The sequence below is a fragment of the Pseudonocardia sp. ICBG1142 genome (assembly GCF_020496255.1).
GTDB lineage: Bacteria > Actinomycetota > Actinomycetes > Mycobacteriales > Pseudonocardiaceae > Pseudonocardia.
Genome location: NZ_JAHLJC010000030.1, coordinates 1121536 through 1147127, shown reverse-complemented (window position 1 = coordinate 1147127; position 25592 = coordinate 1121536). Strand labels below are relative to the sequence as shown.

Below are 25592 nucleotides of genomic sequence, written 5' to 3'. Positions count from 1 at the left end.
CGGGGTCAGCCCTGCTTCAGCCGGAGCACGAGCTTGCCCGTGTTCTCGCCGCGGAACAGCTTGAGGAAGACCTCCGGGAAGTCGTCGACGGTGCCGTCGACGACGTCCTCGCGGCTGTGCAGGCGGCCCTCGGCGAGCCAGCCGGCGAGCTCCTTGCCGGCCTCGCCCCAGCGGGGGACGTAGTCCCCGACCAGGAAGCCCTCCATCCGGGCCCGACTGACCAGCAGGTTCATGTAGTTCTTCGGGCCGGTCATGCCGCCCTCGGCGTTGTACTGGCTGATCGCGCCGCAGAGGACGACGCGGGCGTGCATCGCGAGCCTGCCGAGCACGGCGTCGAGGATCTCCCCGCCGACGTTGTCGAAGTAGACGTCCACGCCGTCGGGGGCGAGCTCCTTCAGCCGCTGCGACACGTTCTCCGAGCGGTAGTCGATCGCGGCGTCGAACCCGAGCTCGTCGGTGATCCACGCGCACTTCTCCGGACCGCCCGCGATGCCGATGACCCGGGCGCCCTTGACCTTCGCGAGCTGCCCGACCACCGACCCGACGGCACCGGCCGCACCGGAGACGACGACCGTCTCCCCCTCCTTGAGGGCACCGACGTCGAACAGCCCGAAGTAGGCGGTCATGCCGGTCATGCCGAGCAGCGCGAGGTAGCGCTCCGGCGGCACGTCCGCGGTCGGCGAGACCTTCTGCAGGCCGCGGCCGTCGCTCTCGACGTACTCCTGGACGCCGAGCACGCCGGTGACGGTGTCGCCGACGGCGAAGTCCGGATTCTTCGAGGCGACGACCTCACCGAGGCCGAGCGCGCGCATCACCTCGCCGATCCCGACCGGGGGCGCGTACGAGCGACCCTCGTTCATCCAGCCGCGCATCGCCGGGTCCAGCGAGATGTGGCTGACCCGGACGACGATGCGGCCCTCGCCGGGCTCGGGCACCGGCTCGGTGGTGTGCTCCCACACCTCCGGGCCGGGGGTGCCCTGCGGGCTCGCGGCGAGCCGTACCTGGTGGTTGACCTCGTTGCTCATGACACCGGTCTACCCCGGACACGGGCGCGGCACCGCATCACGGTCGTCACGCGCGTGACGGGAATGTCGTTCGGTGACCGAACGGATCGTCGTCACAGGCCCAGGTGGCGCGCGATCAGCATCTTCTGCACCTCGGAGGTGCCCTCACCGACCTCGAGGATCTTCGCGTCGCGGTAGAACCGCCCGACCGGGTACTCGTTCATGAAGCCGTATCCGCCGAAGATCTGGGTGGCGTCGCGCGCGTTGTCCATCGCCGCGTTCGACGACACGAGCTTGGCGATCGCCGCCTCCTTCTTGAAGGGCGCGCCCGCGACGAGCAGCCGCGCGGCGTGCTGCCAGGCCAGCCGGGCGGTGTGCGCGCGGGCCTCCATCTCGGCGATCTTGAACTGGATCGCCTGGTAGGAGCCGATGGTGTTCCCGAACGCCTCGCGCTCGCCGGCGTAGCGCACGGACTCGTCGACGCAGCCCTGGGCCAGCCCGGTCGCCAGCGCCGCGATCGCGACCCGGCCCTCGTCGAGGATGGACAGGAACTGGGCGTAGCCGCGACCGCGCTCGCCGAGCAGGTTCGCCTCGGGGACGCGGACGTCGTCGAAGAAGAGCTCGCGGGTGTCGGAGCAGTTCCAGCCGACCTTGGAGTACTTCTCGCTCACCGTGAACCCGGGGGTGCCGGCCGGGACGAGGATCGCCGAGATCTCCTTGCGGCCGTCCGGCTTCTCACCGGTGACGGCGGTGACGGTGACCACCGAGGTGATGTCGGTGCCGGAGTTGGTGATGAAGCACTTCGACCCGTTGATCACCCATTCGCCGCCGTCGAGCCGGGCGGTGGTGCGGGTGGCGCCAGCGTCGGAGCCGCCACCGGGTTCGGTGAGCCCGAAGGCGCCCAGCGCGCGGCCCGCGGCGAGGTCGGGCAGCCAGCGCGACTTCTGCTCGTCGGTGCCGAACCGCAGGATCGGCATGGCACCGAGCCCGACGCCGGCCTCGACGGTGATCGCGACCGAGGAGTCGACCCGCGCCAGCTCCTCCAGGGCCAGGCAGAGGGCGTGGTAGTCGCCGCCCTGCCCGCCGTACTCCTCCGGGACGGGCAGGCCGAACAGGCCCATCTCGCCCATCTTCGCGGTGATCGCGTAGGGGAACTCCTCGCGGATGTAGAGGTCCCCGATGACCGGGGCCACCTCGGTGCGCGCGAACTCCTCGACCGCGGCGCGCAGCGCCTCGTACTCCTCGGCGGTGGTGGTGTCCTGGGCGACGGTCATGCCTGCTCCTCCGATACGGGCTCGACCACGAGCAGCACAGCGTCCTTCGCGACGGTGGCTCCGGCCCGGGCCCTCAGCTCGCGCACCGTCCCGTCGACGGGGGCGGTGAGCACGTGTTCCATCTTCATGGCCTCGACGACGACCAGCTTCTGACCTGCGACGACGGCGTCCCCGTCGGTGACCTCGACGACGGTGACCGTCCCCGGCATCGGCGAGACGACCGGACCGCCCGCGCCGCCGGCGATCGCGGCGGCCTCCGTCGGCGCCTGCTCCCGCAGGCTCCAGGCGTGCCCGTCGCGGCCGATCCAGACGACCCCGTCGGCACCCTCAGCGACGGCGAACCGGCGGGTGCGCCCGTCCTGGGTGTGCTCCACGACCCCCGGTGCGACGGCGGCGGTGCGGCACCGGACGACGGCCGCGGCGGGTGCTACCGACGCCGGGACGGCGGTGTCCCCCGGAACCCCGTCCGCCGGCCCGTCCGCGGCGGGCAGCGCCAGGTCGAACCCGGCCGCCCGGCCGCGGGCGCGCACCTCGACGGCACCGTCGGCGCCCCCGGTGACCAGGCGGCTCACCGTCCAGGCGGGCTCCCCTACCCGCCAGCCACCGGGGACGTCGAAGGGGTCCACCACGGGCCCGGCCGGCTCCCGGCGCAGCAGCCCGAGACCGGCGAGGGCACCGAGGACGTCGGCGGGGACCGTGTCGTCGACGAGTGCGGCGCCGCGCCGGGCGATCAGCCCGGTGTCGAGGCGCCCGGCGCGGACGTCGTCGTCGGCGAGCAGGGCCCGCAGGAACCCGATGTTGGAGTCGAGCCCGAGCAGCACCGTGTCGCGCAGCGCGGCGTCGAGCCGGCGCAGCGCCTCGTCGCGGGTGGCGCCGTGGGCGATCACTTTGGCCAGCATCGGGTCGTAGTCCGACCCGACCACGGTGCCGGTCTCGATCCCGGCGTCGACCCGCACCCCGGGCGGCGGTGTCCAGGCCAGCACCGGTCCGCCGGACGGGAGGAAGGTGAGCGCGTCACCAGAGACGGCGGCGGCCTCGGCGTACACCCGGGCCTCCACCGCGTGCCCGGTGAGGACCACGTCGTCCTGGGTGATCGGCAGCGGCTCCCCGGCGGCGACGCGCAGCTGCAGCTCGACCAGGTCCAGGCCGGTGACCTCCTCGGTGACCGGGTGCTCGACCTGCAGACGGGTGTTCATCTCCAGGAAGAAGAACTCCTCGGGCCGGTCGGAGCTCACGATGAACTCGACGGTGCCCGCGCCGGTGTAGCCGACCGAGCGCGCCGCCTCGCAGGCGGCGCGGCCCATCTCCGCGCGCTGCGTGGGGGTGAGCAGAGCCGACGGCGCCTCCTCGATGATCTTCTGGTGGCGGCGCTGCAGCGAGCACTCGCGCTCGCCGAGGTGCACGACGGTGCCGTGCGCGTCGGCCATCACCTGGATCTCGATGTGCCGCGGCGTGGTGACCAGCCGCTCGACGAGCAGGGTGTCGTCGCCGAAGGAACCGCGGGCCTCGCGACGCGCACCGGCGATCGCGTCGGCCAGCTGCTCGGGGGTGTGGACCTCGCGCATGCCCTTGCCGCCCCCGCCGGCCGACGGCTTGAGCAGCACCGGGTACCCGATGTCGGCGACGACGGCGGCCAGGTCGTCGTCGGTGAGGCCGGCGCCGTCGGACCCGGGCACGACCGGCACCCCGGCCTTCGCGACGGTCTGCTTGGCGCGGATCTTGTCGCCCATCGCCTCGATCGCCGACGACGGCGGCCCGACGAAGGCGATCCCCGCCCGTTCGCAGGCGGCGGCGAACGCGGTGTTCTCGGACAGGAAGCCGTAGCCGGGGTGGATCGCCTGCGCACCGGTGACCCGGGCGGCGGCGATCACGTTCTCCACCGACAGGTAGGACTCGCCCGCGGCGGCCGGGCCGATCCGGACGGCCTCGTCCGCGGCGCGGACGTGCGGGGCCGCGGCGTCGGCGTCGGAGTACACGGCGACCGACCGGACGCCCAGCGCACGCAGGGTGCGGATGACGCGGACCGCGATCTCGCCGCGGTTCGCGACCAGGACGGTGTCGAACAGTGCCGATCCCATGGGGGGCCTCACATCCGGAAGACGCCGAAGGCCGGGTCGGCCAGGGGCGCGTTGGCGGCGACGGACAGCGACAACCCGAGGACGGTGCGGGTGTCGGCGGGGTCGATGACGCCGTCGTCCCACAGCCGGGCGGTGGAGTAGTAGGGGTGTCCCTGCTCCTCGTACTGGGCGCGGATCGCGTCCGGGTCGGCGTTGCCGACGGTGCCGAGCACGGTGGCCGCCTGCTCGCCGCCCATGACCGAGATCCGGGCGTTCGGCCACATGAACAGGAACCGGGGCGAGTACGCCCGCCCGCACATGGCGTAGTTGCCGGCGCCGAAGGACCCGCCGATGACGACGGTCAGCTTCGGCACCCGAGTGGAGGCCACCGCGGTGACCATCTTCGCGCCGTTGCGGGCGATGCCGCCCGCCTCGTACTCGCGGCCGACCATGAACCCGGAGATGTTCTGCAGGAACACCAGCGGGATGCCGCGCTGGTCGCACAGCTCGACGAAGTGGGCGCCCTTGAGCGCGGACTCGGAGAACAGGATCCCGTTGTTGGCGACGATCCCGACCGGGTGGCCGTGGATCCGGGCGAACCCGGTCACCAGGGTGGTGCCGTACTCGGACTTGAACTCCGCGAACCGGGAGCCGTCGACGACGCGGGCGATCACCTCGCGCACGTCGTAGGGGGTGCGGGTGTCGGTGGGCACCGCGGCGTAGAGCCCGGCGGGGTCGACGGCGGGCTCCTCGGTGGGGCGCACCTCCCACGGCCGCGGGGCGCGCGGGCCGAGCGTCGCGACGATCGCGCGGACCCTGGCGAGCGCGTCCGCGTCGTCGACGGCGAGGTGGTCGGTGACGCCGGAGACCTTCGCGTGCAGGTCCCCGCCGCCCAGCTCCTCGGCGGTGACGACCTCGCCGGTCGCGGCCTTCACCAGCGGCGGGCCGCCCAGGAAGATCGTGCCCTGGTTGCGGACGATCACGGCCTCGTCGCTCATCGCGGGGACGTAGGCGCCACCCGCGGTGCAGGACCCGAGGACGGCCGCGATCTGCGGGATGCCCCGGCCCGACATCTGCGCCTGGTTGTAGAAGATGCGCCCGAAGTGCTCGCGGTCGGGGAACACGTCGTCCTGCTCGGGCAGGTACGCGCCCCCGGAGTCGACCAGGTACACACACGGCAGCCGGTTGTGCAGCGCCACCTCCTGCGCGCGCAGGTGCTTCTTGACCGTCATCGGGTAGTAGGTGCCGCCCTTGACGGTCGCGTCGTTGGCGACGACCACGACCTCCCGGCCGGCGACCCGCCCGACCCCGGTGATCATCCCGGCGCCGGGGGCCTGGTCGTCGTACATGCCGTGGGCCGCCAGCGGGGACAGCTCCAGGAACGGCGACGACGGGTCGACCAGCGCGTCCACCCGGTCGCGCGGCAGCAGCTTCCCGCGTTCGACGTGCCGGGCCCGCGAGCGCTCCGGCCCGCCGAGCCGGGTCCGCTCCAGCCGGTCGCGCAGGTCGGCGACCAGGGCGCGGTGCGCGGCGTCGTTCTCCACGGCGCGCGGGTCAGCCGGGTCCACCGCCGTGCCGAGCCGCGGGGCCTCCGGGGCCGGCGCGGGTGGGGCCTGCGGTGCCGTCATCGGACCTCCCGGGGAACGCTGTCTGTTAATGACTGTTAACAGGTTAGCGGTTGTTAACACGCGTCGTCCAGAGCCGGGGTCGGCGACCTCTACTCTGGGAGACGTGCGCCTGCTGCTGGTCGAGGACGAGAAGCCGCTCGCCGAACTGGTCCGCCGGGGCCTGACCGGGGAGGGGCACGAGGTGGAGGTCGCACACGACGGCCCCACCGGGCTGCAGCTCGCGCTGACCGGCCGGCACGACGTGGTCATCCTCGACATCATGCTGCCGGGCCTGTCGGGCTACCGGATCCTGCAGCACCTGCGCGACCGGGGCGTGTGGACGCCGGTGCTCATGCTGACCGCCAAGGACGGCGAGTACGACGAGGCCGACGCCTTCGACCTCGGCGCGGACGACTACCTGACCAAGCCGTTCTCGTTCGTCGTGCTGCAGGCCCGGCTGCGCGCGCTGTTGCGCCGGGCCGGGGAGGCCGCACCGACCGTCCTGCGGGTCGGGGACCTCACGCTGGACCCGGGGACCCACCGGGTGCACCGCGGCGAGACCGAGATCCCGCTGACCCCGCGCGAGTTCGGCGTGCTCGAGCACCTGATGCAGAACACCGGGCAGGTCGTGACCAAGACCGACATCCTGCGCTCGGTCTGGGACGCCCACTACGACGGCGAGGTCAACGTCGTCGAGGTCTACGTCGGCTACCTGCGCCGCAAGATCGACGCTCCGTTCGGGACGCACAGCATCGAGACGCTGCGCGGCGTCGGCTACCGGATGTCCGAGCCCGCGCCCGCGCCGCCCCGCTGACCTGCGGGGACCCGCTCAGCGACGACGGTCGGACGGCCGCCGCGGCGACGGCGTGACGACCGGCTCGCGCCCGGCCAGGGCGGGCTGGCGCCCGGCGGCCCGGGTGTCACGTGCCTCGCGGGTCGTCTCCCGGCCGGCGACGGCGGTGCCGGCGCGGCCCCGCTGCTCCCGCGGCGTGACGACCGGCAACGGCCGGGTGGCGTTCTCGTCGAACGGGCTGCCGACGGTGTTCGGCCGGATCGGCAGCGGGCCGGTCGGCGGGTCGAGACGACTGTGGGCGGGCGGTGCGGACACGTCGTCCTCCGGGTCGGGCGGGGCCGTCCCCTGAGCGCTGTCCGAGGGCCGACCGTCCGTGCCCGAGCCGTGGGTGACGGCCGGGTCACCGGGCGTGCACATCATGCCACCCGGACCGGCGGTCCCGCGCGGCGACGCACCCTGCACCGCCCCGGACTGCACCGCCCCGGCCTGCGCTGCCCCGGGCTGCACCGCCCCGGACTGCACCGCGACGTGCTCGGGCGCCCCGCGGTCGGCGTCGTCCTGCCCGCCGTGCCCCACCCAGGCGTCCGGGCCGAAGTCGGCGGGCTCCTCCTCCCGCGCCCACCGGGACCTGGTGGTCACCCGCGGGATCGGACCGGAGGGCCGGTCGTCGCACAGCTCCGCGGAGGGCCCGGCGTCGGCGCCGGCGTGCTCGACACCGACCGGCTCGGGGGTCTCCTCCTCGGGCAGCGGCGCCGGCGCGGCGGGCACGGTGACCCGGAACCGGGCCCCGCCCAGCTCCGGCGACGACGTCGCCTCCACCGTCCCGCCGTGCGCCGCGACCAGCTCGGCGACGATCGCGAGGCCGAGCCCGGAGCCGCCGTCGCCGCGGGCGCGGGCCTCGTCGAGCCGGACGAAGCGCTCGAAGACCCGGGCGCGGTCGGCCTCGGGGACGCCGTTGCCGTCGTCGTCGACCTCGATCACGGCGACGCCGTCCTCGGCGCGGACCGACACCGCGACCGTCGACGACGCGTGCCGCTTGGCGTTGTCGACCAGGTTGCGCAGCACCCGGACCAGCTGCCCGCGGTCACCGACCACCCGGACGGGCTCGCTGGTCACCCGGACCGCGACGGCGGTCTCGGCCGACGGACGCTCCCGCTCGGCGTCGGCGATCTCGTCGAGGTCGACCTCCTCGCGGCGCGGCGCGATGCCGCGCTCGTCGGCGCGGGCGAGGAACAGCAGGTTCTCGACCAGGCCGGTCAGCCGGGAGGCCTCCCCGCGCAGCACGTCGACGGTGGCCCGGTCCGCGGAGGACTCCGGCATCCCGGAGCCGAGCAGCTCCAGCCCGGTCGACACGGTCGCGAGCGGGCTGCGCAGCTCGTGGCTGGCGTCGGCGACGAAGCGGCGCTGGGTGGCCTGGGAGGACTCGAGCCGCCCGAGCATCTGGTTCATGGTGCGGGCGAGGCGGCCGACCTCGTCGCGCGCGACGGGTTCGTCGACACGCTGGGACAGATCCTTGTCCCCCATGCCCGCGACCCGGGCGCGCATGTCCTCCACCGGGCGCAGCGCGCGACCGGCGAACAGGTAGGTGAAGCCGCCGGCGACCAGCACCAGCAGCGGCACGCCGCCCGCGACGAGCCAGGTGACCAGGTCAACGGCCCGGTGCATCTGGTCGGTCGGCTGGGCGGAGTAGATCGTGATCGGCCGGTCGAAAGCCCGCACACCGAGCCCGACGACCATCATGTCCTCGGTCTCCAGCGGGCCGGACCGGGGGTCGAGCCCCGGGCCCCCGGCGTCGTGGTAGGTGACCGGCACGTCCATCTGGGACCGCGTCTCGTGCGGGGCGAGGACCCAGTCCACCAGCTGCGGCCGGTCGTCCAGCGGCTCGGAGGCGGCGAACACCTCGATGTTGCGCCCCTGGCCGTTCGACCCGACGCGGTCGTCCGGGGCACCGGTCCGGTCGCTCCAGGCGGTCACGACCTGCACGAAGTCGGTCCGGCGGGCGGTGGTGACCACCGCGTTCTCCTTGGCCGGGTCACCGGGGCGGTAGTCGGCGAAGTTCGCCTGGATCCGCTCGGCGACCTGCTGGGCGTTCGCCAGCAGCGCCTCCTCGGTGTTGCGCTTGAGCTGGCCCTCCAGGATCAGCACCAGCGACACACCGGCGACGACGAGCACCATCGCGACCGCCGCGGCCGCCGCCAGGGCGGACGCCGCGCGCACGCCGAGACGCTCACGCATCCGGCGCAGGGTCCTCATCACGCCCACGAGGGTATCGCCGTCGACCTGTGCGCAACCTGAGACGGACCGCACCAGGCGTTAACATCCGTTAACCGACGACGCTACGATCACCCGATGGCCGCAGCAGGAGCCTCTCCCCCGGACGGCGCGGGCACGCGCACGGAGGCCCCGTCGCGGCGCGAGCAGATCCTCACCGAGGCAGCCCGACTGTTCGCCCGGCACGGCTTCCACGGGGTGAGCATCGCCGACCTGGGCGCCGCGGTCGGCGTCAGCGGCCCCGCGCTCTACCGGCACTTCCCCGGCAAGGAGGCGCTGCTCGCGGAGCTGCTCATCGACATCTCCGAGCGGCTGCTCGACGGCGGGCGGGCCCGCGTGCACCACGACGACCCGCGGGCCGCGCTGGCCGACCTCGTCGACTTCCACGTCGCGTTCGCGACCCGCGAGCCGGAGCTGATCGTCGTGCAGGACCGGGACCTCGCGAACCTGCCCGAGGAGCCGCGCCGGACCGTGCGACGGCTGCAGCGCACCTACGTCGAGCTGTGGGTGGACACCCTGCGCCGGGTGCACCCCGACGTCGCCCCGGCCGAGGCCCGCACCGTCGCACACGGGGTGTTCGGCCTGCTCAACTCCACGCCGTACGCACCGCGAGCCGAGCAGCCGTCCGCGCGCGGCGCGGACGCCCGGGCCGCGGTGCTGCGCCGGATGGCACTGGCCGCGCTGGTCGCCGCCCCCGCGTGAGGGGCGGGCCTCAGACGCCGACGCGCTCCCGCTCGACCGGCACGGCCGGCGCGACGGCGGACCGGGCCCGCCGGTCCTCCCGGCGCGCGACGACGAGCAGCCGCAGCCCGTTCAGGCACACCAGCACCGTGGACAGCTCGTGCCCGGCGACGCCGACGACCAGGGGCAACGTCCCGACCAGGTCCCACCCGACCAGGACGACGATCACCGTGGCGGCGAAGGCCAGGTTCGCCCGCGCGATCCGCCGTGCCCGCCGGGCCAGCACCACCAGCGGCGCGAGCGAGCCGAGCGGGTCCCGGGTGAGCACGCCGTCGGCGGCCTCCAGGGACAGCGCCCCCGCCCCCTCGGAGACGACGAGCCCGACGTCGGCCGAGGCGAGCAGCGGTGCGTCGTTGATGCCGTCACCCGCGGCGAGCACTCGGCGACCCTTCGCCTGCTCGGCGCGGACGACCTCGACCTTGCCGTCGGGCAGCAGCCCGGCCCGGACCCGGGTCAGGCCGAGCCGGCCGGCGAGCACCCGGGCCGGGCGCTCGGCGTCGCCGGTGAGGACCTGCGGCTCGCCGCCGACCTCCCGGCGCAGCGCGGCCAGCGCGTCCGCGGCACCCGGGCGCGGCTCGTCGGACAGCCCGAGCACCCCGGCGGGCTCGCCGTCCACCAGCACCACGACGGCGGTCCGCCCCGCCTCCTGCAGCGCCGCGACCCCGGGGACCTCGACGTCGCCGGCGAGCTCCGGGCGCCCGACGGCGACGCTCCGCCCGTCGACGACCGCCCGCACCCCCTCGCCCGGGACCGCGGTGAACCCTTCGGCCCGTGGCAGCCGCAGGCCGCGTTCCAGGGCGTGCGCGCGGACCGCCCGGCCCAGCACGTGCTCGCTGCCGGCCTCGGCGGCCCCGGCCAGGGCGAGCAGCTCGTCGGCGGACCGGGACCCGAGCGGGGTCACCGACACCACCTGCGGGCGGCCGGAGGTCAGCGTGCCGGTCTTGTCCAGCACCACGGTGTCGACCTCGGCGAGCGCCTCCAGCACGGTGACGTCCTTGACCAGCGTCCCGCGCCGGCCGGACACCGCGACCGCGGCGAGCAGCGGCGGCATCGTCGCGAGCACGATCGCGCACGGCGAGGCCACGATCATGAAGACGATCGCGCGGAGCAGTGTCTCGGTGAACGGGGCACCGAGCAGCAGCGGCACGGTGAGCAGCAGGACCGTCCCCGCGACGACCAGCACCGAGTAGCGCTGCTCGACGCGCTCGATGAACAGCTGGCGGCCCGCCTTGGTCTCCGCGGCCCGCTCGACCTGCGCCGCGACCCCCGCGACGACCGTGTCCGCCGCGTCCCGCGAGACCCGGACCCGCAGCACGCCGGTGCCGTTCACGGTGCCCGCGAGCACCGTGTCGCCGGGGCCGGTGCGGGCCGGGACCGGCTCCCCGGTCAGCGCGGAGGTGTCGACCTCCGACACCCCGTCGAGCACGGTGCCGTCGCCGGGGATCCGCTCTCCCGGACGGACGACGACGACCTGTCCCGCGACGAGCCCGGCCGCGGGGACGGTGCGCTCGGCACCGTCGTCGTCGACGACGACGGCCGTCTCCGGGGCGAGGTCGAGCAGCGCGTCGATGCTGGCCCGGGTACGGGCGGTCATGACCGACTCCAGCGCCCCGGACGTCGCGAAGATGACGATGAGCAGGCCGCCGTCGAACCACTGTCCGATCGCCGCCGCCGCGACCGCGGCGACGATCATCAGCAGGTCGACGTCGAGCCGCTTCTCGCCGAGCGCACGCAGTCCCTCGAGCGCGGGCTCCCAGCCGCCGAGGACGTAGCAGGCCAGATAGAGGCCGACGACCACCGCGGACGGCGCGCCGAGCAGGTCGGCCCCGAGCGCGGCCAGGAAGGCCAGCAGGGCGGCCCCGGCCCAGCGGACCTCGGGGAGGGAGAGAGCGGATCGCATGCGTGGAACCGTACCTGCGCATGCACGAAGATATGCAGTCAGCCATCCAGATGCTGAGACGGTGGACCATCCGCGCAGTCACGCAGGTATCCTCGGCGGCGTGCACGAGTCCATTCCCGGCTTCGCGATGCCGCCCGAGGACGAGGTCCGCCGGGTGGCGGACGCGATGCGCATGCTCTCCGACCCGACCCGGGTCAAGATCCTCTGGGCACTGATGCAGGGCGAGTCCTCGGTGGCCTGCCTGGCCGACCTCGTCGGCGCCGCCCCCACCGCGGTGAGCCAGCACCTGTCGAAGCTGCGGCTCTCGGGCCTGGTGGAGAACCGGCGCGAGGGGACCTACGTCTACTACACGGTGGAGGACGCGACGGTCCGCGCCGTGCTGGAGCGCGTGCTCGGGCAGGTCGACACCGTCGAGTGATGACTCCTCGCCGGGGAGGCGTAGGCTTTCGGTTGCACACAACCGATCTCCCAGGGAGGGCCCCATGCCCCAGCTCAGCATCGGCACCGAGAGCGGCAGCCCGCTCGAGCTGCACTACACCGACCAGGGGTCCGGTGCGCCCGTCGTGCTGATCCACGGCTGGCCGCTCTCCGGCCGCTCCTGGGAGAAGCAGGTCCCGGCCCTGGTCGAGGCCGGCCATCGGGTCGTCACCTACGACCGTCGCGGCTTCGGGCAGTCCTCGCAGCCCTGGGACGGCTACGACTACGACACCTTCGCCGACGACCTGCACGCCCTGCTCGTGCACCTCGACCTGCGCGAGGCCACCCTCGTCGGGTTCTCGATGGGCGGCGGCGAGGTCGTCCGCTACATCGCGAAGCACGGCACCGACCGGGTCGCCCGCGCCGTGCTGGCCGCGGCCGTCCCGCCGTACCTGTACAAGTCCGACGACAACCCCGACGGCGGCCTCGACGACGCCACCATCGAGCAGTTCCAGGACGGTGTGACCGGCGACCGGATCGCCTTCCTGGACGGGTTCACGACGAACTTCTTCGCCGCGGGTGACCGCACCGACCTGATCAGCGAGCCGAGCCGGGTCCACCACCGCACGATCGCCGAGTTCGCGTCGCCGAAGGGCACCCTGGACTGCATCGCCGCGTTCGGGCGCACCGACTTCCGCGGCGACGTGCAGAAGGTCTCCGACGCCGGCATCCCGACCCTGGTCATCCACGGCGACGCCGACGCGATCGTCCCGTTCGAGGTGTCCGGCAAGCGCTCCCACGAGTCGATCAAGGGCGCGCAGCTCGTGCTGATCGAGGGTGGCCCGCACGGCCTCAACGCCACCCACCCCGAGGAGTTCAACGCCGCCCTGCTCGACTTCCTGAAGGCCTGACCGCCCGTCCCCGGGTTCCGCTGTGGGCGGAACCCGGGGACGACGGGGACCGTCCGGTCCTACCGTGCCCCCATGAACGAACCCCTCTGGCGGCACGCACTCGGCCGCGAGCTGCGACGACGCCGGCACGCCCGCGGCGAGACCCTGCACGCGACGGCCGGGCGCGCCGGGGTGTCCCCGCAGTACCTCTCGGAGGTGGAGCGGGGCCGCAAGGAACCCTCCAGCGAGATGATCGCCGCCGTCGCCGGGGCGCTCGGGACCGACCTGGCCGGGCTGACCGGCGGCGTCGCCGACGGCCTGGCGGCCGCGCCGCGACCCCGTGGGCCGCAGTGCGCCTACGCGCTCGCCGCCTGACCCTCACCGGCGTTCCCGGGTCCGCGGCGGCTGCGGCTCGAGCACCGTGTCGAGCAGGCCGTAGTCGCGCGCCGCGGCCGCGGTGAACACCCGGTCGTGGTCGGTGTCGGCACGCAGCCGTTCCACGGTCTGCCCGGTGTGGCGGGCCAGGATCTCCTCGATGTCGGCGCGGATCCGGACCAGCTCGTCGGCCTGCAGGATGAGGTCCGGGATGGACCCGCGGCCCTGCGCCGCGGGCTGGTGCAGCACGACCCGGGCGTGCGGCAACGCGCCCCGGCGGCCCTCGGTCCCGGCGGCGAGCAGCACCGCGCCCACCGACACGGCCTGGCCGACGCACGTCGTCGCGACCGGGCAGCGGACGTGGCGCAGCGTGTCGTAGATGCCGAGCATCGCGCTGGGGTCCCCGCCCCCGCAGTTGACGTAGAGCTGCACCTCGCGGTCGGGGTCGTCGGCCTCGAGGAACAGCAGCTGGGCGATCAGCGCGTTCGCGACGCCCGCGTCGATCTCGGTGCCCAGGTAGACGACACGCTCGGTGAGCAGGTGGGAGTAGACGTCGAGGACCCGCTCGCCGCTGGGGGTGCGGGCGATGACGTTCGGGATCGTGTAGGTGCTCATCGCCGTCACCGCCCCACGCCGAAGCCGGTCGGGACGGCACCGCGGCGCGGCACCACCTGGTCGAAGGAGTCCACGACGGCGTCGACGAAGCCGTAGTCGAGCGCCTCGGTCGCCGAGTACCAGCGGTCGTGCAGCGAGTCGGTGAAGATCCGGTCGACCGGCTGTCCGGTGTCCTGGGCGATCAGGCCGAGCACGGTGTCCCGGGTGTGGCGCAGGTCGTCGGCCTGCAGCTCGATGTCGACGGCGGTCCCGCCGATCCCCGACGAGCCCTGGTGCATCAGCACCCGCGAGTGCGGCAGCGCGCGCCGCTTGCCCGGCGTGCCCGCCGAGAGCAGGAACTGCCCGGCGCTGTAGGCGATGCCGAGCACGAGCGTCGACACGTCACAGGGCACCAGCCGGAACAGGTCCCGCAGCGCCAGCATCGCCGGTACCGACCCGCCGGGCGAGTGGATCCAGAAGGCGATGTCGGCGTCCGGGTCGCGGGCGGCCAGTGCCACGACCTGGGTGGCGAGCAGAGTGCCGTTGTCGTCGTCGAGGGGGCCGTCGAGCACGACGACCCGCTGGTCGTAGAGGTCGCGGCGGGCCCGGTCGTCGAAGCGGGGGCTGCGTGGTGAGTCGCTCATGACCCCACCGTGGCCGGGGTACGGCCCGGTCCGCGCCCGGTTCTGCCCTGGGCAGCTCCGCCCAGGGCGAACGGAGGCCTCAGCCGTCGAGGGCGGCGACGGCCCGGCGGGCCGCGATCGGGTCGGCGGCGGCGCAGGCCGCCCTGGCCCGCTCCCGGCACTGCTCCACCGTCAGCCCGGCCAGGGTCGCCCCGACCGCGGCGAGCGCCCCCGAGCCCATCGACAGGCTCGCGACGCCGAGCCCCACCAGCACCGCGGCGAGCCCCGGGTCGGCCGCGGCCTCGCCGCACACCCCGACCGGGGTGCCGGTGCGCGCCGAGGCCTCGCCGAGCAGCCCGATCAGCCGCAGCAGCGCCGGCTGCCACGGGTCGTTGAGCGCGGCCACCGGACCGGACTGGCGGTCCGCGGCGAACAGGTACTGGGCCAGGTCGTTGGTGCCGACCGAGACGAAGTCGACCTCGGCCATGATCTCGTCGGCGGTGAGCACCGCGGCCGGGATCTCGATCATCACGCCGGCCTGGGTGATCCCGTGCGCCCGGCAGCGCTCCACGAACCAGCGCGCCTCCTCGGCGGTGGCGACCATCGGTGCCATCACCTTGAGCTCGACGTCGGTCTCCTTCGCCGCGGCGGCGAGCGCGGCGAGCTGGCGATCCAGCACGCCGTCGCCGTTGCCGGGGACGCGGGCGATCCGCAGACCACGCACGCCGAGGGCGGGATTGGGCTCGCCGTCGAGCGACAGGAACGGCAGCGGCTTGTCCGCGCCGGCGTCGAGGGTGCGGGCGGTGACCGGCCTGCCGGCGAGCGCGGACAGCACCGCCGTGTAGACCTCGCGCTGGGCGGCCTCGGTCGGCTCGTCGGCCGCGGAGAGGAACGCGAGCTCGGTGCGGAACAGACCGACGCCCTCGGCCCGCGCGTCCGCAGCCTTCACCGCGCCGGGGCCGTCGCCGACGTTGGCCAGGACCGGCACGACCAGGCCGTCGGCGGTGCGGCCGACGCCGTCCCACTCGGCGGTGACCGAGGCGGCGGCGGCGAACGCGGTCGCCTCGTCCAGGGTGGCGACCTCGACGACCTCGCCGGTCCCGCCGTCGACGGTCAGTGCGGCGCCCTCGGCGATCCCGGCCGCGCCCGCGCAGCCGACGACCGCGGGGATCCCCAGCGAGCGCGCGAGGATCGCGGTGTGGCTGGTCGGGCCGCCCTGCTCGGTGACCAGGGCGAGCGCGACTCCCGGCTTCAGCCCGGCGGTGTCGGCCGGGGCCAGGTCGGTCGCGACGAGCACGGCGGGCGCGTCCAGGTCGGCCACGCCCGGTGCGGGCAGCCCCAGCAACTCGGCGACGATGCGGTCCCGCACGTCGTGGATGTCGCGGGCACGCTCGGCCATGTAGCCGCCCATCGAGGACAGCATCTCGGCGAAGGCGTTCGCCGCCTCCCACACCGCACGCGCGGCGGGCCGGCCCTGCCCGGTCACCAGGTTCTCCGCGTTCTCCAGCAGCGTGGGGTCCCCGACCATCGACACGGTCGCCTCGAGCACCTCCTTCGCGTCGCCGGTGACGGTCGCGGCACGTGCGCTCAGGCGCTGCGAGACCAGCTCGACGGCCGGCGCGATCCGCGCGGCCTCGGCGGCGGCGTCGGCCGGGGCGGGACCGGCGGCCGGCTCACCCGGCGGCTCGGCGACGCGGACGACGCGGCCGCCGGCGCGGCCGGGGCTGGCAGGGATTCCGGTGAGGGCGGTCGTGCTCGGCATGGAGTGGCTCCCGGGGTTACGTCGGCGTGACCCGTTGACAAACACAGTAAAATCCACATACTCAGACACAAGCAAGCATCGAAGCGGGAGCGAACAAAGATGTACGCAGCGGAGCGTCAGCAGTGGCTGCTCGACCGGACCCGGGACCGGGGCCGGGTCGACGTGGCCGCCGTCGCCGAGGAGCTCGATGTCACCCCCGAGACGATCCGCCGGGACCTCGGGGCCCTGGAGCGCCAGGGGCTCGTCCGCCGGGTGCACGGCGGGGCGATCCCGTCGGACCTGCTGAACTTCGAGCCCGGGGTCGGCCAGCGCGACAGCCAGTTCGGCGCGGAGAAGGAGCGGATCGCCAAGGCCGCACTCGCCGAGCTGGGCACCGCCGCAACCGTCCTGCTCGACGCCGGGACCACGACCTCCCGGCTCGCAAGCACGCTGCCCCGCGAACGCGACGTCACCGTCGTCACCAACTCGCTGCCGATCGCCTCCTCGCTGGCCGGACGTCCGAACGTGGACCTGCGGCTGCTCGGCGGCCGGGTCCGCGGGACGACGCTGGCCACCGTCGACGACTGGGGCACCGAGGTGCTGGCCGGTCTGACGATCGACGTCGCCTTCCTCGGGACCAACGGCTTCTCCGTGGCTCGCGGCCTCACCACACCCGACACGGGCGAGGGCGCGACCAAGCGGGCGATGCTGCGCGCCGCGCGCCGCACCGTCGTCCTCGCCGACGCCAGCAAGTTCGGCTCCGACCAGTTCGTCCGCTTCGGCACGCTGGCCGAGGTCGACACGCTGATCACCGACACCGGCCTCGCCGCGGCGGACGCCGCCGTGCTCGAGGCCGCCGGCCCCAAGGTGGTACGCGCATGACACCCCGTTCCGTCCCCGCTCCGCGGATGTTCGTGACGGTCACCCCGAACCCGAGCCTGGACCGGACCATCGCGCTGCCGCACCTGGTGCGCGGCGAGGTCCACCGGGCCGGATCGGTCCGGATCGACCCCGGTGGCAAGGGCGTCAACGTCGCCCGCGCCCTGGCCTCGGCCGGGCACCGCACGGTGGCCCTGATACCGTCGGGTGCCACGCCCGGCGAGCGGCTGGCCGCGCTGCTGGAGCCGACCGACGTCACGACCGTCGCGGTGCCGATCACCGAGGCCACCCGGGTGAACATCACCCTGGTCGAGCCGGACGGCGTCACCACGAAGATCAACGAGCGGGGTCCGCACCTGTCCGCCGACGAGGTCGAGGCCCTGATGGACCGGGCCTGCGCGCTCGGCGCGGGCGCGACCTGGCTGGTGGGCTGCGGCTCGCTGCCCTCGGGTGTGCGCGACGACTTCTACGCGGAGCTGGTCCGGCGCTGCCGCCGGCCCGGCCTGCGGATCGCCGTCGACACCTCGGACGCGCCGCTGCACCACGCCGTCACGGCGGCCCCCGACCTCGTGAAGCCCAACCACGCCGAGCTGGCCGAGCTCGTCGGGCGCCCCCTGGGCAGCCTCGGCGACGTGCTGCTGGCCGCCCGCGAGCTGCGTGCCCGCGGGATCGGCGCGGTCCTGGTCAGCCTGGGCGCCGGTGGCGCCCTGCTGGTCGACCGGTCCGGCGAGTACCACGCCCGGACCCCTCCGATCACCGTGCTCAGCACGGTGGGCGCCGGTGACTCCACCCTGGCCGGGTTCCTGGCCGCGGGCGGGGAGGGACCCGACGCCCTGCGCCACGCCGTGGCCTACGGCGCCGCCGCCTGCCGACTGCCCGGCTCCGCCACGCCGGGTCCGGCCGACATCCGAATCGACGACGTCGAACTGGCACCCACGCCGGACGTCACCCTCGCTCTCACCGGAGATGCCGCATGACCGCACTGATCACCGCTGATCTGGTCGACCTCGACGTGCCGTCGGCCGACAGGAAGACCGCCGTCACCGCCCTCGCCGAGCGCCTCGTGCGGGCGGGCCGGGTCACCGACCTGGACACCTTCCTCGCCGACATCGAGGCCCGCGAGGCCCAGATGCCGACCGGCCTGGAGGGCGGCATCGGCATCCCGCACTGCCGCTCCGCGGCCGTCACCGAGCCGACCCTGGCCTTCGGCCGGGCTCCGTCGGGTGTCGACTTCGGCGCCGAGGACGGCCCCGCCGACCTCATCTTCATGATCGCCGCCCCGGAGGGCGGGAACACCGACCACATGACGGTGCTCGCCGCGCTGGCCCGTCGCCTGGTCCGTGCCTCGTTCAAGAACGAGCTCCGCAACGCCACCGACCCGGCCGCCGTCGCGACCTTCATCCAGCAGGAGGTGGGAGCATGAAGCTCCTCGCCGTCACCGCGTGCCCGACGGGCATCGCCCACACCTACATGGCCGCCGAGGCCCTCGAGGTCGCCGCCGAGGAGGCGGGGCACGAGATCGTCGTCGAGACCCAGGGTTCGGCGGGCTCGACACCTTTCACCCAGGCCCAGCTCGACGAGGCCGAGGCGATCATCCTCGCCGCCGACGTCGAGGTGCGGGACAAGGAGCGCTTCGCGCACCTGCCGACCGTCACCTCCCCGGTCAAGAAGGCCATCGGCGGCGCGCCGGGGCTGATCGAGCAGGCCGTCGCGAAGGCCACCGCGCAGCCGAAGGGCTCGGCCGCGGCCGCCGTCCCGGCCCAGCGCGACGGGTCCGACCTGGACACCAAGAACTTCGGCTCGGGCTTCGGTTCCAAGCTCCGCGGCTGGCTGATGACCGGTGTCTCCTACGTCATCCCGTTCGTCGCGGCCGGCGGTCTGCTGATCGCGCTGGGCTTCGCGCTCGGCGGCTACCAGATCAACGAAGCCCCCGACGTCGTCTCCTTCGACGACAACGACGTCGCCTCGGTCGTGTTCGACCCGGGTGCGGTGCAGTCCTGGGCCGCGCTGTTCTTCCAGGTCGGCGGCCTGGCGTTCGGCTTCCTCGTCCCGGTCCTGGCCGGCTTCATCGCCTACGCCATCGCCGACCGCCCGGCACTGGTGCCCGGCTTCGTCGGCGGCATGATCGCCGTCCAGACCCATGCCGGGTTCCTCGGCGGCCTGGTCGCCGGCCTGCTCGCCGGTGCGGTCGTCTACGGCCTCAAGCTGTGGCAGCCGCCGCGCGCCCTGGCCGGGATCATGCCGGTGCTGGTGCTGCCGCTGATCGGCACCGCCGTCGTCGGCGCGATCATGTTCCTGGTCGTCGGCACGCCGCTCGCGGCCGCCACGACCGGCCTGACCAACTGGCTCAACGGCCTGTCGGGCACCAACGCGATCCTGCTCGGCGCCCTGCTCGGCCTGATGATGGCCTTCGACATGGGTGGCCCGGTCAACAAGGCCGCCTACGCCTTCGCCGTCGCCGGGCTGTCCACCGGGTCGGAGACCGCGCTGATGATCATGGCCGCGGTGCTGGCGGCCGGCATGACCCCGCCGCTGGCGCTGGCCCTGGCCACGACCGTCCGCAAGAACCTGTTCACGAAGGTCGAGCAGGAGAACGGCCGCGCCGCCTGGCTGCTGGGCGCCTCGTTCATCACCGAGGGCGCGATCCCGTTCGCCGCGGGCGACCCGCTGCGGGTCATCCCGTCGCTGATGGCCGGGTCCGCGGTCGCGGGCTCGCTGTCGATGGCCTTCGGCGCGACGCTGCGAGCCCCGCACGGCGGCATCTTCGTGGTCCCGCTGATCGGCAACCCGTTCGCCTACCTGCTGGCGATCGTCGCGGGCACCCTGGTCTCCGCCGCCCTGGTCGTCGGCCTGAAGTCGGCCCGCCGCACCCCGGCCCCGGCCGCCGTCGAGCAGCCCGCCGCCGCCCCGGCCGCCGCGCCGGTCGCCGGCTGACACCCACCACCCACATCGAGAGGAACACCGACATGGCCGAGCGCCGCGTGAAGGTGGGGTCGTCCGTCGGGCTGCACGCCCGCCCCGCCAACCTGTTCGTCACCGCCGCCAAGGAGCAGGGGGTGAAGGTGCAGATCGGGACCGCCGACGGTGAGCGTGGACCGGTCGACGCCGCCTCCATCCTGTCCGTGATGGGCCTGGGCGTGCAGTCCGGCGAGGAGGTCGTGCTGACCTCCTCCGACGACGAGCAGGGCGAGGCCGCCGTCGCCGCCCTGGCCGAGCTGCTGGAGCAGGACCTCGACGCGAGCTGACCCCGCGTCACCCCGTACGACCCGGACGCCCCGCCACGCCTCCCGCGCGGCGGGGCGTCCGGTCGTCCGCGGCCCGCTCCTGCCGCTGCCGCCACCGAGAGGCACGTTTCTGCCCTCCCAGGGGCGGGAACGTGCGGCTCAGTCCCGCAGGACGGTCACCCCACGCGGAGGCAGGGTCCCGGCCGGGCCGGTGAGCACCTCCGCCGCGCCGAGCGGCCCCAGGTCGACGGGGGCGTCGGTCCGGTTGACGACGAACCGGAACCCCTCGCGGCGGACCAGCTCCACCCGTCCCACCAGCTCGCCGGGCAGCTCGGACCCGATCCCGGCGGCGGACAGCAGGCGTCGCAGCAGCGGAGCACGGTCGGCGAGCCGGGTCGGGACGTAGGTCGCCGACCCGTCCCCGACCGGACGTCGGGTCACCGCGGGCAGCCCGGCCAGGTCACCCGCGGCCGGGTCGGTGCCACCGCCGGTCCAGCGGACGAGCACCTCGACGGCCGGGTCCACCACCTGCACGGCCTCGCTCCACAGGTCTCCGGTGGAGCCGTCGTCGAGCTCGACGACGGCGCCCGGGTCGAGCGGGGCGAACTCCTCGACCCGGATGCCCAGCAGGTCGCGCAGGGCGCCCGGATAGCCGCCGAGGACGGCGTGCGCGTCGTCGTCGACGGTGCCCGAGAAGTAGGTGGCGACCAGGTGCCCACCGGCCTCGACGTAGGCGGTCAGCGCGGCCGCGCGGTCCGGGCCGACCACGTGCAGCACCGGGGCGAGGACCAGCCCGTAGCCGGACAGGTCGGCGTCGGCCGGCACGACGTCGGCGCGGACCCCGACGTCGAGGAACGCCCGGTACCAGCCGAGCGCCTCAGCCTTGTAGCGCAGCTCGGCGGTCGGGGTGAACGGCTGCTCGGCGGCCCACCACGACGGCCAGTCCCACAGCACCGCGGCCGGCGCGGGGACCCGCCGCGCCCCGGCGACCGGGGCCAGCTCACGCAGCGTCGCCCCCAGCGCGGTCACGTCGCGGAACAGCGCCGAATCCGGCCCGGCGTGCGGCACCATCGCCGAGTGGAACTTCTCCGCGCCCGCCGCGGACTGGCGCCACTGGAAGAAGCAGAGGGCGTCGGCGCCGTGCGCGAGGTGGGTCAGCGCGTCGCGGGCGAGCTCCCCGGGGCGCTTCGCGCGGTTGACCGGCTGCCAGTTCACCGCCGACGTCGAGTGCTCCATCAGCCACCACGGGTGTCCGCCGGCGAGGTTGCCGGTGAGGTTGCCGGTGAGGTTGGCCGAGAACGACAGCTCGTCGCGGGCGTCCGGGCCGGGGAACACGTAGTGGTCGTTGGCGACGATGTCGACCTGCGGCGCCCACGTCGCGTAGTCCATGCCGTTCGTCTCGCCCATCACCATGAAGTTGGTCGTCACGGGCACGTCCGGGGTGAGCTCGCGCAGCAGGTCCCGCTCGGCACGCAGGTGGTCGAGCAGGGCGTCGGAGGAGAAGCGGGCGAAGTCGAGCTGCTGGGTCGGGTTCGGGTGGGTGCCCGGGCCGGTGCGGCGCGGGGTGCCGATCTCGTCCCACTCGCCGTAGTGCTGGGACCAGAACGCGGTGCCCCAGGCCTGGTTGAGCCGGTCGAGGTCGCCGTAGCGGCGCTGCAGCCAGGCCCGGAACGCGCGCTGCGCGTCCTCGGAGTGGTCGTGGACGTCGTGGCAGCCCAGCTCGTTGGACACGTGCCAGGCGGCGAGCGCGGGATGGTCGCCGTAGCGGCAGGCGAGGCGCTCGACCAGGGCGAGTGCGTGGCGGCGGAACACCGGGGAGGTCGGGCGGTGGTGCTGGCGCCCGCCCGGGGCGAGGATCCGGCCGTCGGCGTCGACGGTGAGGATCTCCGGGTGCCGGTGGTGCAGCCACGGCGGGGGTGAGGCCGTCGCCGTCGCGAGGTCGACGGCGATCCCGCCCGCGTGCAGCAGGTCCAGCACGTCGTCGAGCCAGCCGAGGTCCCAGCGGTCCGGTGCGGGCTGCAGCAGCGCCCAGGAGAAGACGCCGACGGTCACGATCGTCACCCCGGCCTCGCGCATGAGCGCGACGTCGGACTCCCACACCGCGCGCGGCCACTGCTCGGGGTTGTAGTCGGCCCCGAACTCGATGCGAGGACGGGAGGCACCGGGGGTGCGACGCAGCCAGCGGGTCATGCACACAGTGTGTCCGTGGCGATGTGCGATGTCGTGCGGATGTGTCCGACTTCGTGCAGATCAGGTTTCCCCGCGGTTACGGGCGGCGCCAGAGATGGCCCCGCCCCACGACGGCGGGGGACGATGCCGGGGCCCGACCCCCGTTCCCGACGACGCGAGCGGCCCGTCCCCGAACCGCGTCACCGCGCGGAGAACCGGAGAGCCTGCGTGAGCCCCTCGGAGACCACCGCACTCGCCCCCGACTCGCTGGCCGCGCACTCGGGCGTCGTCAGCGAGAGTGAGCAGAAGGCGCTGCGCGCCGACATCCGGCGGTTGTCCACGATGCTCGGCCGGACGCTGGCCGACGAGGCAGGTCCCGAGGTCCTGGAGCTGGTCGAGAAGGTGCGACGGGCGGCCCGGGACTCCGCACGCGGCGAGGCGGGGCCGGACGTCGTCGCGGCCCTGCTCGACGGGATCGACACCGGTACCGCGGTGCTGCTGGCGCGGGCGTTCTCCCAGTACTTCCAGCTGGCCAACGTCGCCGAGCAGCTGCACCGGTCACGGGAGCTGCGGGAGCTGCGACCGGCCGACGCGCGACCGCTGCGGGCGGTGCTGCGCCGCCTGGCGACCGAGGCCGACCCGGACGAGGTCGCCGACGTGCTGGCCAGGGCCGAGCTGCGCCCGGTGTTCACCGCGCACCCGACCGAGTCGACCCGGCAGTCGGTGCTGGGCATCCTGCGCCGGGTCGTGGACGCGCTCGACGCCCAGGCGCCCGACGAGGAGCTCGCGGCCCTGGTCGACCTGCTGTGGCAGACCGACGACATCCGCCCCGGCAAGCCGATGGTGATCGACGAGGCACGCAACGTCGCCTGGTTCGCGGCCCGGCTCGGCGAGCGGACCGTCCCGGACCTGCTGGGCGAGTTCGCCAGGGAGGCCGCCGACGCCGGGCTGGAGATCCCCGCCGACGCGCGTCCGCTCGTGCTGGGGTCGTGGGTCGGCGGCGACCGCGACGGCAATCCCAACGTCACCCCGGCGGTGACCCGTGAGGTGCTGGAGCTCAACGCCGACCGGGCGATCCGGATCCACACCGCGCTGGTGGAGAAGCTGGTCTTCGAGCTGTCGGTGTCGACGCGGGTGATGGGGGTGTCGGAGGAGCTGCGCGGCTCGCTGGCCCGGGACCGGCGCGCGCTGCCCGCGGTGCACGACCGCTTCATCCGGCTCAACGCGCACGAGCCGTACCGGCTCAAGCTGTCCTACGTCGCGGCCCGGTTGGAGAACACCCGCCGGCGGATCGCGACCGGCGCCGCGCACGAGGCGGGCGTCGACTACCTGGGGTCGGCCGGCTACCTGGAGGACCTGCTGGTCGTGGACCGATCGCTGCACGGCCACCACGGGGCCCGGATCGCCGGTGGCACCCTGGCCAGGGCGATCCGCTCGGCCCGCGCGCTGGGCCTGCACCTGGTCGAGCTGGACGTGCGCGAGCACTCGCAGAAGCACCACGACGCGCTCGGAGCGGTGTTCGACGGGCTCGGCGAGCTGGACCGACCCTACGCCGAGCTGACCCGCGACGAGCGGCGGGAGCTCCTGTCGGCGGAGCTGCGGAACAAGCGGCCGCTGTTCCGTCGCCACTACGGCGTGCCCGAGGCCGCCGCACCGGTGCTGGACCTGTTCGACACGGTGCACGCGCTGCAGCACGAGTTCGGCGAGGAGGTCGTGCGGACCTACATCGTCTCGATGGCCCGCGACGTCGACGACCTGCTCGCCGTCGCCGTGCTGGCCCGCGAGGCGTACATGGTCGAGATCGGCGACGACCCGCGCTCCTCGATCGACCTCGTGCCGCTGTTCGAGACGGTCGAGGAGCTGTCCCGGGCCGGGGAGCTGCTGGAGGGGCTGCTGTCGGACCCGGGGTACCGGCAGCAGGTCCGCAACCGCGGTGACCTGCAGGAGATCATGCTGGGGTACTCGGACTCGAACAAGGGCGCGGGGATCACCGCGTCGCAGTGGCAGATCCACCGGGCCCAGCGCCAGCTGCGTGACGTGGCCGCCGAGCACGGGGTGCGGCTGCGGCTGTTCCACGGCCGCGGCGGGTCGGTCGGACGCGGTGGCGGCCCGGCCGGCGAGGCGATCGCGTCGGCGCCGTTCGGGTCGGTCGACGCCACGATGAAGCTCACCGAGCAGGGCGAGGTCATCTCCGACAAGTACTCGCTGCCCAGCCTGGCGCACGACAACCTGGAGATCCTGCTGGCGTCGATGCTGGACGCGTCGCTGCTGCACCAGGCATCCCGCTGGCCCGCCGAGACCCTGAAGCGGTGGGACGAGGTCATGGACTGCGTGTCGGAGGCCGCCACCGCGACCTACCGGACCCTCGTCGACGACCCGGCCCTGCCGCTGTTCTTCACCGCGGCGACGCCGGTGGAGGAGCTGGGGCGGCTCAACGTCGGGTCGCGGCCGTCGAAGCGGCCGGGGCAGGGCGAGCCGACGCTCGACGACCTGCGCGCGATCCCGTGGGTGTTCGGCTGGACGCAGACCCGGATGGTGGTGCCCGGCTGGTACGGCCTGGGCTCGGGCCTGCGGGCGGCCCGCGAGGCGGGCTACGCCGAGGAGCTGGCCGAGATGCGGGAGTGGGCGTTCTTCCGGAACCTGATCGGCAACGTGGAGATGACGCTGGCCAAGACCGACCTGCGGATCGCGTCGAACTACGTCGCGACGCTGGTCGACCCGGAGCAGCAGGGACTGTTCGCGCAGATCCGCGCCGAGCACGAGCTGACCCGCCGCGAGCTGCTCGCGGTGACCGGCGAGGACCAGCTGCTCGCCAGGCACCCGGTGCTGCGCGGCACGCTGTCGGTGCGCGACGCCTACCTGGAGCCGCTGCACCACCTGCAGGTCGAGCTGCTCGCCCAGCGCCGGGCCGCGGGCAACGACCCGGACCCCGACCTGGAGCGCGCCCTGCTCCTGACCATCAACGGGATCGCGGCCGGGATGAAGAACACCGGCTGAGCCGCATCCCGCGGCACCGGAGGTGGCCGGGTACGT

The 25592-nt window shown here is 74.2% G+C and carries 21 protein-coding genes; 11 read left to right on the top strand and 10 right to left on the bottom strand.

The window, feature by feature from the left end:
- Positions 1-5: 5 nt before the first annotated feature.
- The 4 genes from KPL59_RS19675 to KPL59_RS19660 all read right to left on the bottom strand — a co-directional run bounded on the left by KPL59_RS19675 (position 6) and on the right by KPL59_RS19660 (position 5963).
- Positions 6-1025 carry an NADP-dependent oxidoreductase gene (locus KPL59_RS19675; RefSeq protein ID WP_226361631.1) on the bottom strand — a complete coding sequence of 340 codons (1020 nt, stop codon included), beginning with the start codon at positions 1023-1025 and terminating at the stop codon, positions 6-8.
- Positions 1026-1117: 92 nt separating this feature from the next.
- Positions 1118-2278 (bottom strand): acyl-CoA dehydrogenase family protein, encoded by a 1161-nt coding sequence (locus KPL59_RS19670; RefSeq protein WP_020627022.1) that lies wholly within the window; start codon positions 2276-2278, stop codon positions 1118-1120.
- Positions 2275-4356, bottom strand: a complete 2082-nt coding sequence (locus KPL59_RS19665) for a biotin carboxylase N-terminal domain-containing protein (RefSeq protein WP_226352716.1) — start codon at positions 4354-4356, stop codon at positions 2275-2277. The genes KPL59_RS19670 and KPL59_RS19665 overlap by 4 nt, the downstream gene beginning before the upstream one ends.
- An 8-nt stretch (positions 4357-4364) precedes the next feature.
- Entirely contained in the window at positions 4365-5963 is a 1599-nt protein-coding gene (locus tag KPL59_RS19660; protein ID WP_308187921.1) for a carboxyl transferase domain-containing protein, read from the bottom strand.
- 103 nt (positions 5964-6066) lie between these two features.
- Here KPL59_RS19660 and KPL59_RS19655 point away from each other — a divergent pair, with 103 nt between their 5' ends.
- Entirely contained in the window at positions 6067-6756 is a 690-nt protein-coding gene (locus KPL59_RS19655) for a response regulator transcription factor (RefSeq protein WP_020627727.1), read from the top strand.
- Between the two features lie 15 nt (positions 6757-6771).
- Here the strand turns inward: KPL59_RS19655 and KPL59_RS19650 are convergent, their stop codons facing one another.
- Positions 6772-8970 carry an ATP-binding protein gene (locus KPL59_RS19650; RefSeq protein ID WP_226361630.1) on the bottom strand — a complete coding sequence of 733 codons (2199 nt, stop codon included), beginning with the start codon at positions 8968-8970 and terminating at the stop codon, positions 6772-6774.
- Positions 8971-9084: 114 nt separating this feature from the next.
- Between KPL59_RS19650 and KPL59_RS19645 the strand changes: the two genes are divergently transcribed.
- On the top strand, positions 9085-9708 hold the full coding sequence (locus tag KPL59_RS19645; protein WP_226352715.1) for a TetR/AcrR family transcriptional regulator: 624 nt from the start codon (positions 9085-9087) through the stop codon (positions 9706-9708).
- A gap of 10 nt (positions 9709-9718) precedes the next feature.
- Here KPL59_RS19645 and KPL59_RS19640 read toward each other — a convergent pair whose 3' ends face one another.
- On the bottom strand, positions 9719-11647 hold the full coding sequence (locus KPL59_RS19640; RefSeq protein ID WP_226361629.1) for a heavy metal translocating P-type ATPase: 1929 nt from the start codon (positions 11645-11647) through the stop codon (positions 9719-9721).
- 100 nt (positions 11648-11747) lie between these two features.
- Here KPL59_RS19640 and KPL59_RS19635 point away from each other — a divergent pair, with 100 nt between their 5' ends.
- The 3 genes from KPL59_RS19635 (at position 11748) to KPL59_RS19625 (ending at position 13329) form a co-directional block, all read left to right on the top strand.
- Complete coding sequence (locus KPL59_RS19635) at positions 11748-12065, top strand: metalloregulator ArsR/SmtB family transcription factor (protein ID WP_020623405.1); 318 nt, start codon at positions 11748-11750, stop codon at positions 12063-12065.
- A gap of 64 nt (positions 12066-12129) precedes the next feature.
- The gene (locus KPL59_RS19630; protein WP_226352713.1) at positions 12130-12975 is read left to right on the top strand and encodes an alpha/beta fold hydrolase; all 846 of its coding nucleotides are present in this window, start codon (positions 12130-12132) and stop codon (positions 12973-12975) included.
- A 72-nt stretch (positions 12976-13047) separates the two neighbouring features.
- Complete coding sequence (locus tag KPL59_RS19625; RefSeq protein ID WP_226352712.1) at positions 13048-13329, top strand: helix-turn-helix domain-containing protein; 282 nt, start codon at positions 13048-13050, stop codon at positions 13327-13329.
- A gap of 3 nt (positions 13330-13332) precedes the next feature.
- Here KPL59_RS19625 and KPL59_RS19620 read toward each other — a convergent pair whose 3' ends face one another.
- The 3 genes from KPL59_RS19620 to KPL59_RS19610 form a co-directional block, all read right to left on the bottom strand.
- Positions 13333-13944 (bottom strand): ClpP family protease, encoded by a 612-nt coding sequence (locus KPL59_RS19620; protein ID WP_075312677.1) that lies wholly within the window; start codon positions 13942-13944, stop codon positions 13333-13335.
- A 5-nt stretch (positions 13945-13949) separates the two neighbouring features.
- A complete protein-coding gene (locus tag KPL59_RS19615) occupies positions 13950-14567 on the bottom strand; it encodes a ClpP family protease (RefSeq protein WP_060714014.1) in 618 nt (205 codons plus the stop codon).
- A 79-nt stretch (positions 14568-14646) separates the two neighbouring features.
- Positions 14647-16308: a putative PEP-binding protein gene (locus KPL59_RS19610; protein WP_226352710.1), complete on the bottom strand. Its 1662-nt coding sequence runs from the start codon at positions 16306-16308 to the stop codon at positions 14647-14649.
- Between the two features lie 99 nt (positions 16309-16407).
- Between KPL59_RS19610 and KPL59_RS19605 the strand changes: the two genes are divergently transcribed.
- From KPL59_RS19605 to KPL59_RS19585, 5 genes are read left to right on the top strand one after another with little or no spacing between them, the layout of a single operon-like run.
- The gene (locus KPL59_RS19605; protein ID WP_020621686.1) at positions 16408-17169 is read left to right on the top strand and encodes a DeoR/GlpR family DNA-binding transcription regulator; all 762 of its coding nucleotides are present in this window, start codon (positions 16408-16410) and stop codon (positions 17167-17169) included.
- A 26-nt stretch (positions 17170-17195) separates the two neighbouring features.
- Positions 17196-18143, top strand: coding sequence for a 1-phosphofructokinase (pfkB, locus tag KPL59_RS19600; protein WP_226362108.1), 948 nt, complete (start codon positions 17196-17198; stop codon positions 18141-18143).
- Positions 18140-18589 (top strand): PTS sugar transporter subunit IIA, encoded by a 450-nt coding sequence (locus tag KPL59_RS19595; RefSeq protein ID WP_060714010.1) that lies wholly within the window; start codon positions 18140-18142, stop codon positions 18587-18589. Before pfkB ends, KPL59_RS19595 begins: the two co-directional genes overlap by 4 nt.
- Positions 18586-20100, top strand: coding sequence for a PTS fructose transporter subunit IIC (locus KPL59_RS19590; protein WP_226361628.1), 1515 nt, complete (start codon positions 18586-18588; stop codon positions 20098-20100). Before KPL59_RS19595 ends, KPL59_RS19590 begins: the two co-directional genes overlap by 4 nt.
- Positions 20101-20132: 32 nt before the next feature.
- Positions 20133-20411, top strand: a complete 279-nt coding sequence (locus KPL59_RS19585; RefSeq protein WP_020621690.1) for an HPr family phosphocarrier protein — start codon at positions 20133-20135, stop codon at positions 20409-20411.
- 138 nt (positions 20412-20549) lie between these two features.
- Here KPL59_RS19585 and KPL59_RS19580 read toward each other — a convergent pair whose 3' ends face one another.
- Entirely contained in the window at positions 20550-22580 is a 2031-nt protein-coding gene (locus tag KPL59_RS19580) for a beta-galactosidase (RefSeq protein WP_226361627.1), read from the bottom strand.
- A 207-nt stretch (positions 22581-22787) separates the two neighbouring features.
- Here KPL59_RS19580 and ppc point away from each other — a divergent pair, with 207 nt between their 5' ends.
- Positions 22788-25556, top strand: coding sequence for a phosphoenolpyruvate carboxylase (ppc, locus tag KPL59_RS19575; RefSeq protein WP_226361626.1), 2769 nt, complete (start codon positions 22788-22790; stop codon positions 25554-25556).
- Positions 25557-25592 lie beyond the last annotated feature (36 nt).

Coding starts and splice junctions, on each gene's coding strand:
- KPL59_RS19645 (WP_226352715.1), top strand. CDS start 9,085: ATGGCCGCAGCAGGAGCCTCTCCCCCGGACGGCGCGGGCACGCGCACG.
- KPL59_RS19665 (WP_226352716.1), bottom strand. CDS start 4,356: ATGGGATCGGCACTGTTCGACACCGTCCTGGTCGCGAACCGCGGCGAG.
- KPL59_RS19650 (WP_226361630.1), bottom strand. CDS start 8,970: ATGCGTGAGCGTCTCGGCGTGCGCGCGGCGTCCGCCCTGGCGGCGGCC.
- KPL59_RS19615 (WP_060714014.1), bottom strand. CDS start 14,567: ATGAGCGACTCACCACGCAGCCCCCGCTTCGACGACCGGGCCCGCCGC.
- KPL59_RS19640 (WP_226361629.1), bottom strand. CDS start 11,647: ATGCGATCCGCTCTCTCCCTCCCCGAGGTCCGCTGGGCCGGGGCCGCC.
- KPL59_RS19620 (WP_075312677.1), bottom strand. CDS start 13,944: ATGAGCACCTACACGATCCCGAACGTCATCGCCCGCACCCCCAGCGGC.
- KPL59_RS19590 (WP_226361628.1), top strand. CDS start 18,586: ATGAAGCTCCTCGCCGTCACCGCGTGCCCGACGGGCATCGCCCACACC.
- KPL59_RS19660 (WP_308187921.1), bottom strand. CDS start 5,963: ATGACGGCACCGCAGGCCCCACCCGCGCCGGCCCCGGAGGCCCCGCGG.
- KPL59_RS19605 (WP_020621686.1), top strand. CDS start 16,408: ATGTACGCAGCGGAGCGTCAGCAGTGGCTGCTCGACCGGACCCGGGAC.
- KPL59_RS19580 (WP_226361627.1), bottom strand. CDS start 22,580: ATGACCCGCTGGCTGCGTCGCACCCCCGGTGCCTCCCGTCCTCGCATC.
- KPL59_RS19670 (WP_020627022.1), bottom strand. CDS start 2,278: ATGACCGTCGCCCAGGACACCACCACCGCCGAGGAGTACGAGGCGCTG.
- KPL59_RS19595 (WP_060714010.1), top strand. CDS start 18,140: ATGACCGCACTGATCACCGCTGATCTGGTCGACCTCGACGTGCCGTCG.
- pfkB (WP_226362108.1), top strand. CDS start 17,196: ATGTTCGTGACGGTCACCCCGAACCCGAGCCTGGACCGGACCATCGCG.
- KPL59_RS19630 (WP_226352713.1), top strand. CDS start 12,130: ATGCCCCAGCTCAGCATCGGCACCGAGAGCGGCAGCCCGCTCGAGCTG.
- KPL59_RS19585 (WP_020621690.1), top strand. CDS start 20,133: ATGGCCGAGCGCCGCGTGAAGGTGGGGTCGTCCGTCGGGCTGCACGCC.
- KPL59_RS19625 (WP_226352712.1), top strand. CDS start 13,048: ATGAACGAACCCCTCTGGCGGCACGCACTCGGCCGCGAGCTGCGACGA.
- KPL59_RS19675 (WP_226361631.1), bottom strand. CDS start 1,025: ATGAGCAACGAGGTCAACCACCAGGTACGGCTCGCCGCGAGCCCGCAG.
- KPL59_RS19610 (WP_226352710.1), bottom strand. CDS start 16,308: ATGCCGAGCACGACCGCCCTCACCGGAATCCCTGCCAGCCCCGGCCGC.